The following is a 15,463-nucleotide window of genomic DNA, read 5'->3' on the forward strand; positions in this document are numbered from 1 at the left end:
GACACCGGAGCTTCAGAAGCGCCATTTGACGCTGGCATTGACACTGTTGTCCTGGTAATCCTCGGACCATAAGCCGCCATAGGACAAGGATAATGTCGTGTCATCGCGGATGGAGACATCCGTTCCAAGTTTCATGACCGCGCCGTCTCGCGAGGCTGGAACGGTATCAACCGTGAACGATTCGCTGCTGCCGGTGAACATTAGTTCCTTGCCCCGCTCTAGGTCATCAAGCTGATGCTGCCAGCCCAGCTCTCCGCGTAGTGCCACGGATGCCGTCGGACTGACTTTCCATTGTGTGTCCGCACGCAGGCCCAACGTTGACATGGTGGTATCCATGACCTGCTCATCGCCATGTAGTGCCGTAGCACCGCCCTTCTCGTCAATCTCGTTACTGTCGAAATTGACATAGGCCAGGTTGGCAAAAGGCTCGAGATTCACGCTGCCGGTAGTAAAGCGGGAGGCCGCCTCGGCAAATACCTGTGCGGTGCGCCCGCTGTATTTGTCGCTAGCACTGGCGGATTGGTCGCCATAACGCATCGAACGGCTGGTCTCGATTCGGTTCCAGGTATATGCGCTGCCCCCGCGCAGGAAGATGTCGCCGAACCGTTTTCCGGCATAGATGCCGAGATGGTAGTTATCGCTGTCGGCACTGGCATCATGACCACCGTCAAGGTCTGTTCTGGTATAGCCACCGGCAATGCCAAGGTCCCAACCGCTGCCAACCGTAGTATCCCAACCCAGCAGGAAGCCATAGGTGGAGGCATCATAGCCTGTAGCATTACCATCACTGGATGCATGGTCCCAGGCACCCAGAATCTGTCCCCACGAGCCCCCCTTGGTGGACTGGATATCCGTGGCGCTGGTCAAGCCTTCCGCTTGGCGCATACGACCGTTCATGGCATCGCGCAGGTAACGGCTGTCGTTCAATTGAGCGGAAGCGATATCGGCATGAACCTGACCGGATAATTGGCTGAAAGCGCTGCGTGCCTGCATCGCGGAGTCGGATTCCAGGAGGCTTTCATATACAGCGTTGCCTGCCCCCAGCGCTTCGATGGCGGCAGCGACTTCACGCTGATTGTCGCTGTCTGCCACATCAGTGAAGGCGGTGGCATTACGGGTGACATCCAATGTCACGCTGTTATCGGCATAGTCTAGTTGGGTGCCGACAAACAGGTAGCTCGGTTGCACGTTGTCGAAGGTCCCGCTGATACCCTGCTCTGCTGTCAGGATCGAATATTCCTGCCCAAGCAGACTGTGGACTTCCTCTGCACTCAGCAGATTGCCGCGATCTTCCAGTGAGACATTGACCTGTCCCCCGTTGAGTACGGCCGAGCCAGATGCCTGAATGAGATCACTGTTACCTTTGCTGTCTACTTCTACGGCATAGATGGAGTCGGGGTTGAAAGTGACGTCACCATTGACGCTCATGGTGCCGATGGAATTCCCCGGCGCAATCAGGGCACCTGAATTGCTGGTCAGCGTGCCTACGGTGCCGGACCCCCCTAGCATGGCGCCCTTATCTACCGTAACGGCAGAATCGCCATGGTAACCGTTGATGATGAGCCCGCCACCGGCAATCGTGGTGGTACCGGTAAAGCTATTGTTGCCAGTGAATTCCAGGATTCCCGAGCCTGATTTGACGAAGCGGCCCTCCCCTGCAATGTCATTGTTCCAGCTATCGTAGGCGTTGAATCCGCCACGGCTGGCATCCATGCTGACATGGACATCACCGTGAAAGGCGCCGTAACCGTCAGCAGCATCGTACAGGTTGAGCCGGGCCCAGCCTGAGCCATCATCCAGGGCATGGCCGGATTCGATCTCGGTGGTGGCCAGCACTTCGCGGCGCTGCTCGGCCGTCAGATACGGGAAGCGAGTGGCTATCAGCACTTCTGCTCCCTCCGGCACGACCGGGGCCAGGTTGGTGGGGCCAACAGGATCGAAGCCATAAGTCAGGCTGTGGCGATAGGCTTCTTTGCGGCGTGCCATCTCTTCCGTGCTCGGCTTGTCGGCTGCGGCGCATGTCGTGATGGACTCACCACATCCCTGTTCCAGCAACTGACGCAGGTCGGCTTGTGCACTCAGCAGCAGGCGTTGGAAATCATCGGTCGTGGTGGTTGGCGTACCCAGTGGCGCGAGTGTTCTGTTCAGGTACTCGGGATGGTTGTTGAGGATCTGTGCCAAGGTATAGGTGGTCATGATGCGGGCACCGATCACATCGAGTGGATGGTGGGCACCAACCACAACACGACTATTGCCGTATTCTGCACCACGCAGCAGCATTTCCTGATAGCGCTCAGGAATCATCTGCGCAAACAGAGAAGTAGCGGAATAACCGAAAGCAGTATGTCCGCTGGGAAATGCAGCATTGCCCTTGAGGGTCGGAATGATGTCGACTGCTGTATCCGTCTCGACACCAAAGAAATCCTCGGCTGTGAACGTTTGAATCTGGTCTGGCCATACTTGTGGAGGCCGTGAATTGCCGATGTCATTTTTATCGGCTTCCGAAGGCTGATACGCAAGATCGTAAATATTGAATTGACCACCTTCGGGTAAGGCAATACCTTCTGCCTGTTCTGCCGGGTCACCATGCACACTGCCATTGGCATAGAAATTCTTGGCGAAGGCGGACTCTTCCAGGATCAGGGCATTCACTTGAGTGAACAGTGCCTCGACTTGCGGAGAGAACGTCGAAGCCGAGTAGCTGGCAGCATCAATGCTGTTATTGGCGGCGTAGATGCCACCCATCTTCGAGCCCAGGGCATTGGACACAAGCAGGCCGTTGGAGATCGACCCCACCAGGGCTGCAATCGTATTGTCCTTGATCCCCCTTTCTCTCAATGCTGGGTCAGCATTGTTGTTGATGCCGATTGCCGTCTCCATATTCTGTTCGAGAACCGTCTTTCCCGCTTCACTGTTATAAAGCAGGCTGAACCCTTTTATCAGCTCCGTTGCTTTTATGGTTGTTGCATCCTGAGCGTACGTCATGTTGGCAGATGCTATTGCTGCCACCAGGATGGCGGTCCATACCTTGAAGAAGGTCCACTCTCACATGCCTTCATGGGCGCAATATGATGGGGTGATCTTGATGACATTTTGATGTCGATCTTGATGATATATAAGGATTATTTTCCATGCCGACAGAGCATGGGAGGGATATTGACTTGGTATGGAAGGTCGTGATCTTCGATGCGAGTGAGGGATTTTCTGGAAGGGAAGTGTTTGGCTCAAGCGGATGACATGGCCTTTTAAATCTCTCGAATGAACGTTTTCGAATGCAGAGTACTTAGATAAGAAGAATGCGGCCCGATAGCAATTTTCAGCCTTGATTGTCTGTCCTGATTGTCAACTTTTCCCATCAGAACAGTCAGCGCACTCTTGTGATGCTCTAGAGACATTCTTGAAGCGTTCTTGAGGCGTTCTTGAGGTGTTCTTGAGATAGAAGCTTGAACATGTTTCAAGCCAATAGGCTGCATGCAAAGCCGGCCAACTTGACCAGCTTGTGCAGATGCTTTCGGGTAGGTGCTGCAGGAGAGAATGGCGAACTCTGTTTTCTTCAGTAATACAGAGAGCCAGGAGAATCAGCTTTTCTCGCGGAATTGTTGATAGGTTTCCTGTGCACGGGTCAGGTGGCGGCGCATGGCGTCGTATGCTGCTTCTGCATCACGCGCAAAGATGGCATCGACGATGGCCTGGTGCTCAGCTTCAACCCGCTGAAGATAGACATCGGCCGTAGCGGTATTGACTTCACTGCTGACGAGTTTTGAACGTGGAATGGCACTCAAGTTGAGCTGTTCGAAAAACAGGCCAAAGAAAGGATTGTGCGTGGCCTTGGCGATGGCGTGGTGGAACTCGAAATCCTCATTGCGTGCCAGTGTCTGCTCGCGGCGGGCAGCAATGAAAGCCACATGCTTGGCTTCGATAAGTGCCCGGTCCTCCGCATCATGGCGTTCAGCAGCCAGTGCCGCGGCGGCAGGCTCCATGTTCAGACGCAACTCCAGCACATGAAGAATGTCCTGCACGGTGGTCGGGCGAATGCGCTTGGCGGGCATGGCCTCTGCCGGCATGGCACGGATCACGGTGGTACCGATACCGCGCCGGGCTTCCACCAGGCCCAGGGATTTCAAATGCGCGACGGCTTCGCGAATCACCGTTCGACTGACGCCAAACGACTCGCACAGCCCGCTCTCTGTCGGCAGTTTGTCACCGACGGCAATGCTGCCATTGGTGATCAAGCCTTCCAATTGATCGGCCACGTGCATCGACAGATTGCCCTCGCGGGTCAGTTTCTGCACATTGAGTGGGGCCGCTTCAGTGCGCGGCTGGGGCTTGGCTACCATGGGCAAGCTTCCTCTTCACTACATCGTTCCCTGGGCGCAGAGGCCAACTCAAGGCCTCTGCGTTCCGCCAGTCTATCAGGACGGGTGTTATAGATCCCTATGTCATTCACTTATGCCATTTACCTGCAGTTATTCCGTCAGGTTTCATCTGGATGTCCCTGCGCAACAAACTTCCCTCCTTGATACATGACGGCAGGATCCATCGGGTCCAGTCGCCCATCCTTTGTTTCAGTTTCTTCACGCCAGGGCTCGGAACTGTCCTTGGGTACCCAGCCGAGAAAGCTGGCTTCGCGATTATCCCACCATTGCTCACTGTTGTTGGAAGCACCGTAAATGACAGTGTTTCCAAGCTTCGGAGTGATAAAGGCACGCTCCAGCAAAGCCATGAAGTCGGCGACACTCAGCCAGGTCGCCATCATGCGCGTATCTGCCGGTTTCTCGAAACAGGAGCCAATCCGCACGCTGAGAGTCTCCAGGCCAAACTTATCGTGATAGAGGCTGGCCAGGTCTTCGCCAAAGCACTTGGACAGGCCATATAACGAATCGGGACGACGCGGGACCTTGTTGTCCAGGCGCTGGCTGCGTGGATAGAAACCAATGGTGTGATTGGAACTGGCGAAGACGATGCGTGGTTTGCCGATGCGACGAGCGGCCTCGTATACATGATAAGTGCCGGCAATATTGGCTGGCAGGATCTGGTGCCAGGAGCGCTCGACCGATACACCGCCAAGATGAATGATGCCATCGCAGCCCTGAACCAGCTTGTTCACCGCCTCGGCATCGGCCAGGTCACAGGTGATGATTTCTGCTCCATCGCTACCCTGTTCCACTTCTTCGATGTCCGACAGGCGAATTTCCCTGGCCAGGCGTGACAGGTAAGGGCGAATGGCTTTCCCTACCCCACCTGCCGCACCGGTGACCAGCAGTCGATTCAACATATTACATTTCTCCTTTCTGATATCGGTTCACTCAGAGATCGGTTCATTCAGATATCGTGTCAGCGCATCAATTCAGGCAGTGCCATGGACAAGGCCGGGACATAAGTGACCAGCATCAATGCTGCAAACAGGGCAAGATAGAATGGCCATATGGTACGCACTGCCTGCTCGATCTTTATCTTGCCGATGACACTGCCGACAAACAGGCAGGCCCCTACAGGCGGTGTGCATAGCCCGAGCCCCAGGTTGATCATCATGATGATGCCGAACTGGATCGGATCCATGCCGAATTGTGTAGCGACAGGCAGGAAGATGGGGGTACAGATCAGGATCAAGGCTGCCATGTCCATGATCATGCCGAGAGCCAGCAGGATCAGATTGAGCAACAACAGGATGACGTAAGGATTGTCGGTGATCCCGAGCAATGCTGTCGAAAGCAGTTCTGGCACATTGTATAACGCCAGAAGATAGGAAAAGGCTGAAGCACAGGCGACCAGGATCATGACCAGTGCGGTGGTGCGCACGGCTTGATAGACTGCCTGCTTGAAGGCGTTCCAGCTCAGTTCACGGTAGACCAGCCCGGTGATGAGAATGGCGTAGATGGCGCCGAAGGCACCGGACTCGGTGACCGTAAGAATGCCTGACAGCACTCCGCCGACAATAATCACGGCAGTCAGCAGTCCGGGAGTGGCGACGACAAAGCTGATGGCCAGGGCCCGCCAGCCGGGAAAGGTTTCACCGCGATAGCCCCGCTTGACTGCCACGATGTAGGCGGCGATGGCCAGCAGTCCACACATCAGTACGCCGGGAACGATGCCTGCCACGAACAATTGCGTGATGGAAATGCCCCCACCTGCGGCCACGGCATACAGAATCATATTGTGGCTTGGCGGAATGACCACCCCCGCAATCGATGACGTGACCGTGACATTCACCGAGTAATCGGCGTCGTAGCCCTTCTCCTTCATTACCGGGATCAGGATGGAACCCAGCGCAGAGGTATCTGCCACGGCGGACCCCGAGATGCCACCGAACAGCATCGAGGAACTGACATTGACCATGCCAAGTCCTCCGCGCACCCGCCCTACCGCTGCGGAAGCCAGGCGTACCAGACGCTGGGAGATGCCCCCGTGCAGCATCAGCTCGCCTGCGAAGATGAAGAACGGAATGGCCAGCAATGAGAACACCGAGATGCCGGACAGAATGCGCTGAAAGGCGACAAACAGTGGTAACCCCTCATACATGAAGGTGACAACGGCAGCCAGACCGACAGCAAAGGCAACCGGGGCACCGACGACCAGCCCAAGAAAGAAGACGCCGAACAAGATCGTGAGGCCCATGATCAATCCTCCATCCCGGTTGAGCGCCCTGCCTGGGTGATGGAACCCGTCAGTCGGCGCAGAATATTGTTGATGGTAAACACCACCATCAGTACGCCGCAGATGACCAGCGGCAAGGCTCTCCAGCTTTCGGAGATACCGAGGATCGGTACCGGGCGATCGAGGTTGTCGAGTACCAGCAGGTAGCCCTGCCAGGCCATGAAGACACCAAAGGTTGCGGTGAACAGGTCTGCCATTTGACGCATGGCATTGCGAAAACGAGTTGGCATGGCTTCCTGAATCATATCGATCTTCAGGTGCATGTCATGCCTGACACCGGCGGCAGCGCCGAGACAGGTGATGTAGACAACGCACAGCAGAGCCGACTGTTCGACCCAGGTTGGCGTATCGTTGAGTACATAACGGCCGAAGACCAGCCAGCCGAAGGAGATGATCAGGAACACCAGCAATATGCCGGCAGAGACAAGACATAGATGCGCAATACCATCGAGCGTCTTGTCTATGGTGTCGGGTTTCGTCATGCCAGGGTCAGTCATGCCGGTTTTTTTCAAGTCCAGGTTCGTCACATCGGGCTCATCAGCAATATCAGCCGACGAGGAAGAAGCGTCGATGGGTAGCGTCACGGGGAAACAGCCTCTCGCTCAGCCCGGGAAGAAGATACTTCCCGGGTCTGTATCGGGTGCGAATCAGTCTTTCTGGGCGGCGCGGATATCCTCGACCAATGACGCAAGATCGGGATGCTCGGAGTTGAAGGATTCGTAGACCGGCTGCATGGCCTCCTGGAATGCTGCCTTGTCCGCCACATCATTGATCTGGTCGCCGGCCTCGATGACCTTCTCACGACTGGCTGCGGCACCCTCTTCCCATAGCTTGCGCTGTTCGATCGCGGCATTGACGGCCGCCTGGCGCACAATCTCCTGGTCCTCTGCACTCATGTCATCCCAGGTGCGCTTGGCGACGCAGAGGCATTCCGGAAGGATCAGATGGTCAGTATTGGAGTAATACTTGGCGACTTCGTAGTGACCGCTGGATTCATAGGAGGGATAGTTGTTCTCTGCCCCGTCGATGACCCCAGTCTTGAGCGACTGATAGACTTCGCTATAGGCCATCGGCGTCGCATTTCCCCCCAGGGCATTGATCATGTCCACATAGAGGTCATTGTTCATCACCCGCAGCTTGAGACCCTTGACATCATCCGGGGTCTCGATGGGATGCTGGGTGTTGTACATGCTGCGCGCGCCGGAGCCGAACCAGGAAAGTGCCACCAGCCCCTTCTCTTCCAGGGCATCGGCGAAGCGCTGGCCGATGTCTCCGTCCATCAAGCGATACATATCCTCTTCACTGTTGAACAGGAAGGGCAGTGACAGCACGTTGGTGGCGGGCACGATCGGCCCCATCGGTCCCATGTTGAAGTTGGCAAAGTCGAGAGCGCCATTGCGGGTCTGCTCAATGGCATCGGGCTGATCGCCCAGCACCCCGTTGTGATACACCTTGGGCTCAATACGCCCTTCGGTCTTTTCGGCGACCTCGGTCTTTTCGGCGAAGCTATGGGCGACGCTGTCCGGTGTGGACGTACCGGTTCGCTTGTACCTGCGTTGCGCCCAATAGCGCAATGGCAATAGCGCCTGCCAAGGCTGTGGAGCGTAGAACCGGGCGCAGAACGAGAGAGTTGTCGTTAGGCATGTCAGGGGCCTCGTATTGGAGTTATTGGCTGGGTTGCTGATCCTTCATCCCTACTGCAAAGAGGGATCGCTAATAGGACATAATATGTATGACAAAATAGGGGTGCGAGATCATACGCTGCAAGTCTGAAAGCCTGGATTTCGACTAATTGCCTATCAAATAGCGTTCGTCACGCTTGATCTCGACCCGCCATATACAATGGCTCGGTATCGATCATTCGATACCGAGCCATCATGGCCACATCTGCAGCACGACTTGTGCTACTGACGCGGCGTGTCATGCCGCTGGCATGACGTGCGGCTACAGGGGGTGCAACCGCTTATCTTTCTCCGCTTTCCACTTCGCCTTATTACGCTTCCACAGGCGCATAGGAACCATCTTCGCGATGCACTTCCTTGCCTGTCAGGCCGGGAGTGAACACACAAGCCAGGTGCATGGTCTTGTGTGCACGCAGCAGATGTTCATCGTGCTGGTCGAGGATATAGATATCGCCGGGCTTGATCGGCCAGATCTTGCCGTCGGCCAAGGTCTCGACCTCACCCTCACCTTCGATGCAGTACACCGCTTCAAAGTGATGCTTGTAGTGAATATGCGTCTCGGTGCCTTCGAAAATACGGGTGATATGGAAGGAACACGCTCCCCCATCATCGACCAGGCTCAGGCGTGTGCTATCCCAGTTGCCGTTCTCGGCGGTCACCAGGCGGTCAGTTTTGCGTGCTTCTTCCAGGTTACGAACGATCATGATGGCTCCTTGATCTGTCAATAATGGTGACGACTGGCTCAGGCCAGCACTTCGTGAATGCTGCGTTCAAGAATGTCGAGACCTTCAAGCAGGTCCTCGTCGGGAATAGTCAACGGGCACAGGCACTTGACCACTTCCCCATCCTGGCCACTGGTCTCGATGACCAAGCCATTTTCGAAGGCCTTGCTGGTAATCTTGTCGGCCAATTCGCCGTTGCCGACATCGATACCACGCATCAGGCCGCGGCCACGTTCACTGGCAGGATGACCCTTGTCGCTGATCCAGCCGGCCAGTTGCGTGAAGCGCTCCTCGACGATGCCAGCCTTGCGCTGCACATCGCGCTCGAAGGTGTCGTCGCTCCAATACTTGCGCATGGCGGTGGCGGCTGTCACGAATGCCAGGTTGAAACCGCGGAACGTACCGTTGTATTGACCGGGTTTCCATTTATCCAGTTCAGGGCGCATCAGCACGTGGGCGAACGGCAATCCAAGGCCGGACAGAGACTTGGAGTTGGTCACAATGTCCGGTGTGATGCCAGCATGCTCGAAACTGAAGAACTTGCCGGTACGGCCGCAGCCTGCCTGGATGTCATCAATGATCAGCAGAATATCGTTGGCACGGCAGATACCTTCCAGGCGCTGGAGCCACTGGGTGCTGGCGACATTGATACCGCCCTCCCCCTGAACGGTCTCCACGATCACGGCAGCCGGCAGGTCAAGGCCACCGGACTTGTCGCCCAGCAGCTTTTCAAAGTAATCGAGGGTATCGGTGCCGTCGCCAAGGTAGCCATCGAAAGGCACGAAGGCAGCGCCTACCGTCGGCACGCCCCCAGTGGCTTCGCGGAACTTGCGGTTGCCTGTGGTCGCCAGTGCACCCATGGTCACGCCATGGAAGCCGTTGGTGAAGGACACGATGTTGTGCCGGCCCTTGGCCACCCGAGCCAGGCGAATGGCAGCTTCTACAGCGTTTGTCCCTGTCGGACCAGGCAAATGGATCTTGTAGTCCAGTCCACGCGGTTTGAGGATCACCTCTTCCAGCGTTTCCAGATAGTCGCGCTTGGCTGCGGTCCAGAAATCAAGGCCGTGGATGATGCCATCGCTGGAGAGGTATTCGACCAGCGCCTGTTTCAGTTCCGGGTTGTTGTGCCCATAGTTGAGCGTACCCGCTCCGGCCAGGAAATCGATGTACTCACGCCCATCTTCGTCTGTCAGGCGTGCATTCACCGCTTTGGTGAAGACCACCGGAAACGAGCGTGAGTAGGTGCGGACGTCCGATTCCATACGTTCGAGTGTCTGGGTCTGCATGTGCGACCTCCAGTAAGTAATTGAGAAAGGTGTCTTGGAAAACAAAACAAGGATGTGCATGTCCAGCGCTCAGGGCAGTGCCATGGCCCTTGGGGCATGGCAGCTGTTTTCCGGCTGACGCTGAACATGGGAGATAGTCAGATACGCGTTGTTTAGATACGCGAAGTATCGAAGGGACCGATGCGTACCAGATTTTCCGGATCGTGCTGACCGCCAAGCTGATCCGTGGAGAAGTATTCGCGGGAATTGAGCAGTGCCTGCCAGCGATCTGCCAGGCGCCGAAACAGACCCCAGGATGCCTGGTTGTCTGGAGTGATGGTGGTTTCCAGATGATGCACGGAATCCAGTTCCGGGCGAGTCAGTACGGCCTCGACCATGCGGCGAGCCAAACCGGTGCCACGCGCCTTTTCATTGACCGCGACTTGCCACAAGAAATACGTATCGGGCGAGTTGCTTTTCACATAGCCGGAAACGAAACCGCATATCGCGCCATCCGCATCGGTAGCAACCGCGCAGCTATCGCGAAACTGAGTGGCGAGTAGCAGGTAGGCATACGCAGAATTGACGTCCAGCGGAGGACAGGACTTGACCAGCTCGTAGATACCCCAGCCGTCATCAGGGTTGGGCTTGCGAATGAAAAGAGGTGAAGTTTCATGGCCCACCACCGCATCTGCCACGCTCGGCTTGGCAAGGTCAACGGAAGCAGTGAAGGGCTCGGTAATGGCACTGGGTGCAATCATAAAATGATGTTTCGCTGTTGCGATTGTGCCGAAAAGGATAACAGCCCCTCATGACTTTTTAAAGTCGGTGTTATGACGATACTGTTTTTCCATAACACAGAATTATAGTTTGTCCATCGAGCCTGGAGCTAAGCTGCTCCAAAATAAAAAGGCCGCTTGCAATAAGCGGCCTTGTTCGGTCTTTCGATGGTGCTTTATTCCATCACTACGTTAGTCATCACGTGTCATTAGTGACAGCACCGCCCCCTTCTCATCTTCACGCGTCGTTCTGCGGCCAGCGGCGTGACACGCTGCGCATGGTGACGAATTCTTCTGCGCCGGTGGGGTGAATACCGACGGTGGCGTCGAAGTCGGCCTTGGTCAGGCCGGCACGTACGGCGATGGCGATGCCCTGGATCAGCTCGCCGGCTTCTTCGCCCACCATATGGGCCCCTACCACCACATCCGAGGCGTCGTCGACGATCAGCTTCATCAGGCAGCGTTCTTCACTGCCGGACAGGGTGTGCTTCATGGGGCGGAAGTCGGTGCGGTAGACGCGGATGGCGTCGTAACGCTCGCGTGCGGCCTCTTCGGACAGGCCGACGGTGCCGATATTGGGGTGACAGAAGACTGCCGTGGCGATGTTGTCGTAATTCATCGGCCCCTTGGGCGGCTGGCCATAGTGGTGAGCGACCATATGCATGGCTTCTGCCAGGGCAACCGGGGTCAGTTCCGGGCCGCCAGTGACATCGCCGAGGGCCAGGATCGAAGGTTCAGAGGTCTCGAAACGGTCATTGACCTTGATATAACCGCCTTCATCGAGTTCGATGCCCAGGCTGTCCAGGCCGAGGCCTTGAAGGTGGGGCTTGCGTCCGGTGGCAGATAGCACGGCATCCACTTCCAGCACTTCGCCGCTGGTCAGGGTTACCTTGAGGCCGGTGTCGACTTTCTCGATGGACTCGATATTGGCACCAAAGTGCAGGTTGACGCCTTTCTTGGCCATTTCATCACGAGTGAACTCACGCACTTCTTGATCAAAGCCACGCAGGAACAGCTCACCGCGATAGACCAGGTGGGCATCAGCACCGAGACCATTGAAGATGCTGGCAAACTCGACCGCGATATAGCCGCCGCCCAGGACCAGGAAACGCTCGGGGAAGCGCTCCAGGTCAAAGACCTGATTGGAATTCAGGGCATACTCGTTGCCGGGGAAATCGGGAACCCAGGGCCAGCCTCCTACAGCGACGAGAATCTTCTCGGCACTGACCTGCTCGCCATCGACTTCCACGCTATGGGCATCGAGCACCTTGGCGCGCGCATTGATCAGGCGAACGCCGGCATTTTCCAGCAGCTTGCCGTAAATACCGTTGAGACGCTTGATCTCGCCGATCTTGTTGTCGCGCAGCATGGCCCAGTCGAACTCAGGAGCCTGTGGCAGCGTCCAACCAAAACCGTGGGCATCTTCAAAGGCATTGTGGAAATGCGCGGCATAGGAATAGAGTTTTTTCGGTACGCAGCCGACATTGACGCAGGTTCCGCCCAGGTAACGGTCTTCGGCGATGGCAACGCGTGCGCCGGTCGCGGCAGCAGTACGCGCTGCACGCACGCCGCCGGATCCTGCTCCGATGACGAACAGGTCGTAGTCAAATTGTGACACTAGCTTCTCCCTATATGGACGTGATGACCGCAAACGGTCTCAGGGTTTGGTTTTAGTCGCATGATACCAGTGTCACCTTACTGTCGGGAGGGTGCTTGGCTGTCGGGAGAGTGCTTGACCCATCGGGAAACGGCCGGTAAAAGAATGCCCGCACCTGCTTCTTTCATGTATTTTACATACGATGTTTTACATGCCATCCGGGGGATACGATGAACGATATTGAAAAGCTGCTCAGCAACAACCGCGAGTGGGCAGATCGCATGTGCGAGAGCGACCCGGAGTTCTTCAAGCGACTGGCCCAGCAGCAGACACCGGAATATCTATGGATCGGGTGTTCCGACAGCCGCGTTCCGGCCAACCAGATCATTGACCTGCCTCCCGGTGAAGTCTTCGTTCACCGTAATGTGGCCAACCTGATTTATCACAACGACATGAACGCCCTGTCAGTGGTCCAGTTTGCGGTCGACGTGCTCAAGGTGCGTCATATCATGATCGTTGGCCACTATGGTTGCGGTGGTGTGCGCGCTGCGGTGACCGGGGCCCAATGCGGGATGGTGGATTACTGGCTGCACAAGGTCCGCGAACTCTACAGCTTCCACAGCCACGAGATTGAGCACTTGAGCGTCGACGAGCAGGTCGATCGCATGTGCGAGATCAATGTGCGCTCCCAGGTCAACAACCTGTGCCGCACCAAGGTCATCCAGCGCGCCTGGCAACGCGGTCAGGAACTTTCGGTGCACGGCTGGGTGTATGGCCTCAGCGATGGCCGCGTCACCGATATGGAATGCAGCGTGCATGGCCTGGACCAGGTCAAGCAGTTGTATCGGATTGATCGGGTGAGCTCGAACGAAGACTGATAACGGGGCTGCTGACTTGTCAGGTCATTGCTCGCGACCTTTGTCAGCAGCCTCATCACGCCTCTTATCTCTTCTCTTTCCCTGCTTTTTCTTCTCTTTTCGGGCCTTATTCGCCCAATGCATGGCGCCTGTCACAATTTCGATTGTGCTACAGGCGCCATGCTCTCTATCTTGATAGCGCAATCTCTCATCGATTTCTGAACTACCGATATAACAACCCTAAAAGCAGGTAACCTATTCCATGTTCAAGAAAACTCTACTGGCCAGTGCCTTTGGTGCTGCCATGCTGACGGCTGCCCTGCCCCAGGCCGCTCTGGCCGACAACACTCTGCGCATGGCCTACGATGCCGACCCTGTGTCGCTGGATATCCACGAGCAACTGTCCGGCGGTATTCTGCAGCTATCGCATATGGTGTTCGACCCTTTGGTGCGCTGGACCAATGATTACCAGTTCGAACCGCGGCTGGCGACCGAGTGGGAACAGGTTGATGACACTACTCTGCGTATCAAGCTGCGCGAGGGTGTGAAGTTTCATTCCGGCAATGATTTCACCGCCAAGGATGTGGCCTGGACCATCGAGCGTCTCCAGCGCAGTGGGGACTTCAAGGCCATCTTCGAGACCATCGACAGTGTCAATGTCGTTGACGACCACACTGTCGAGATCGTCACCAAGCAACCGGATCCGCTGTTGCTCAACATCGCTACCTACATCTTCCCGATGGACAGCAAGTTCTACAGCGGAGAAACAGACAGTGGCAAGGCCAAGGACGAAATCGTCAAGAACGGCAACTCCTATGCTTCTACGCATGTCTCCGGTACCGGCCCATTCAAGGTGACTGGCCGCCAGCAAGGGGTAAAGGTCGAATTTGAGCGCTTCGCCGATTACTGGGATACCGAATCTCCTGGTAACGTCGATCACATCGTGCTGACGCCCATCAATGAGAATGCCACCCGCGTTTCCGCTCTGCTCTCTGGCGATGTGGACTTCATTGCTCCTGTTCCACCCAACGATCTGGAACGTGTCGAGGCCGATCCGGACGCCAAGCTGGTGACCATGTCCGGCACGCGCATCATCCTGCTGCACATGAATCAGGAGCGCGTCGAAGCCTTCAAGGATGCACGTGTCCGCCAGGCCTTCACCTATGCCATCAACCAGGAAGGCATTGCTTCACGGTTGATGAAAGGCTTTGCCACTCCCGCCGCGCAGCTATCGCCGGAAGGCTATGCCGGCCATAATCCCGATCTGACTCCTCGCTACGATCTGGAAAAAGCCAAGGAATTGATGGCTGAAGCGGGTTATGAAGATGGCTTCTCCATCACCATGATGGCGCCCAACAACCGTTACGTGAACGATGCCAAGATTGCTCAGGCAGTGGCGGCCATGCTGGCCAAGATCAACGTTCGCGTGGACCTGAAGACCCTGCCCAAGGCGCAGTACTGGGGGGAATACGACAATCGTGCGGCGGATATGATGCTGATCGGCTGGCATGCTGATACCGAAGACTCTGCCAACTTCTTCCAGTACATCACTGAGTGCCCCAATGCCGAAACGGGAGCAGGCCAGTACAACGCTGGCAATTACTGCAACCCGGAACTCGACAAGCTGCTTGAACAGGCCAACCTGGAGCTCGACAAGGACAAGCGTGCCGATATGCTCCAGCAGATCGAACAAGGTCTGTACGACGATGCGGCCTTCGTACCATTGCATTGGCAGGACCTGGCCTGGGCATCGGCTAACAATGCCGATATCGAACCGATTCTCAACGTGATGAACTTCCCCTATCTCGGGGACCTGGTCATAGAAGAATAAAGGTCCAGGGCCATCGTAGAGGCTGCTGACGGCAGCCTCGTATTTTCTGGCACAGAGCGGCGTCTCGGCAGGGACG

12 protein-coding genes are annotated in these 15,463 nt (G+C 56.3%); 2 read left to right on the top strand and 10 right to left on the bottom strand.

Annotated elements, in window-relative coordinates; all coding sequences use genetic code 11:
* Positions 1-12 precede the first annotated feature (12 nt).
* The 10 genes from E4T21_RS09845 to gorA all read right to left on the bottom strand — a co-directional run bounded on the left by E4T21_RS09845 (position 13) and on the right by gorA (position 12,720).
* Complete coding sequence (locus E4T21_RS09845) at positions 13-2,985, bottom strand: autotransporter outer membrane beta-barrel domain-containing protein (RefSeq protein WP_205423489.1); 2,973 nt, start codon at positions 2,983-2,985, stop codon at positions 13-15.
* A 593-nt stretch (positions 2,986-3,578) separates the two neighbouring features.
* Positions 3,579-4,337 carry a FadR/GntR family transcriptional regulator gene (locus tag E4T21_RS09850; RefSeq protein ID WP_149284827.1) on the bottom strand — a complete coding sequence of 253 codons (759 nt, stop codon included), beginning with the start codon at positions 4,335-4,337 and terminating at the stop codon, positions 3,579-3,581.
* Between the two features lie 137 nt (positions 4,338-4,474).
* Entirely contained in the window at positions 4,475-5,275 is an 801-nt protein-coding gene (locus E4T21_RS09855) for an NAD-dependent epimerase/dehydratase family protein (RefSeq protein WP_149284828.1), read from the bottom strand.
* Positions 5,276-5,334: 59 nt separating this feature from the next.
* Positions 5,335-6,615, bottom strand: coding sequence for a TRAP transporter large permease (locus E4T21_RS09860; RefSeq protein ID WP_149284829.1), 1,281 nt, complete (start codon positions 6,613-6,615; stop codon positions 5,335-5,337).
* 2 nt (positions 6,616-6,617) lie between these two features.
* Positions 6,618-7,238, bottom strand: coding sequence for a TRAP transporter small permease (locus tag E4T21_RS09865; RefSeq protein WP_240349350.1), 621 nt, complete (start codon positions 7,236-7,238; stop codon positions 6,618-6,620).
* Positions 7,239-7,301: 63 nt separating this feature from the next.
* Positions 7,302-8,234, bottom strand: a complete 933-nt coding sequence (locus tag E4T21_RS09870; RefSeq protein ID WP_240349351.1) for a TRAP transporter substrate-binding protein — start codon at positions 8,232-8,234, stop codon at positions 7,302-7,304.
* Positions 8,235-8,647: 413 nt separating this feature from the next.
* Positions 8,648-9,040, bottom strand: coding sequence for an ectoine synthase (locus E4T21_RS09875; RefSeq protein WP_149284831.1), 393 nt, complete (start codon positions 9,038-9,040; stop codon positions 8,648-8,650).
* 38 nt (positions 9,041-9,078) lie between these two features.
* Positions 9,079-10,344 carry a diaminobutyrate--2-oxoglutarate transaminase gene (gene ectB, locus E4T21_RS09880; protein ID WP_149284832.1) on the bottom strand — a complete coding sequence of 422 codons (1,266 nt, stop codon included), beginning with the start codon at positions 10,342-10,344 and terminating at the stop codon, positions 9,079-9,081.
* A 152-nt stretch (positions 10,345-10,496) separates the two neighbouring features.
* Complete coding sequence (gene ectA / locus E4T21_RS09885; RefSeq protein WP_149284833.1) at positions 10,497-11,084, bottom strand: diaminobutyrate acetyltransferase; 588 nt, start codon at positions 11,082-11,084, stop codon at positions 10,497-10,499.
* 256 nt (positions 11,085-11,340) lie between these two features.
* Positions 11,341-12,720: a glutathione-disulfide reductase gene (gene gorA, locus E4T21_RS09890; protein ID WP_149284834.1), complete on the bottom strand. Its 1,380-nt coding sequence runs from the start codon at positions 12,718-12,720 to the stop codon at positions 11,341-11,343.
* Between the two features lie 209 nt (positions 12,721-12,929).
* Between gorA and can the strand changes: the two genes are divergently transcribed.
* Positions 12,930-13,577 (top strand): carbonate dehydratase, encoded by a 648-nt coding sequence (can, locus tag E4T21_RS09895; RefSeq protein ID WP_149284835.1) that lies wholly within the window; start codon positions 12,930-12,932, stop codon positions 13,575-13,577.
* Between the two features lie 241 nt (positions 13,578-13,818).
* Entirely contained in the window at positions 13,819-15,387 is a 1,569-nt protein-coding gene (locus tag E4T21_RS09900) for an ABC transporter substrate-binding protein (RefSeq protein ID WP_149284836.1), read from the top strand.
* Positions 15,388-15,463 lie beyond the last annotated feature (76 nt).

Origin of the sequence: Halomonas binhaiensis (assembly GCF_008329985.2) — a bacterium.
Taxonomy (GTDB): domain Bacteria; phylum Pseudomonadota; class Gammaproteobacteria; order Pseudomonadales; family Halomonadaceae; genus Halomonas; species Halomonas binhaiensis.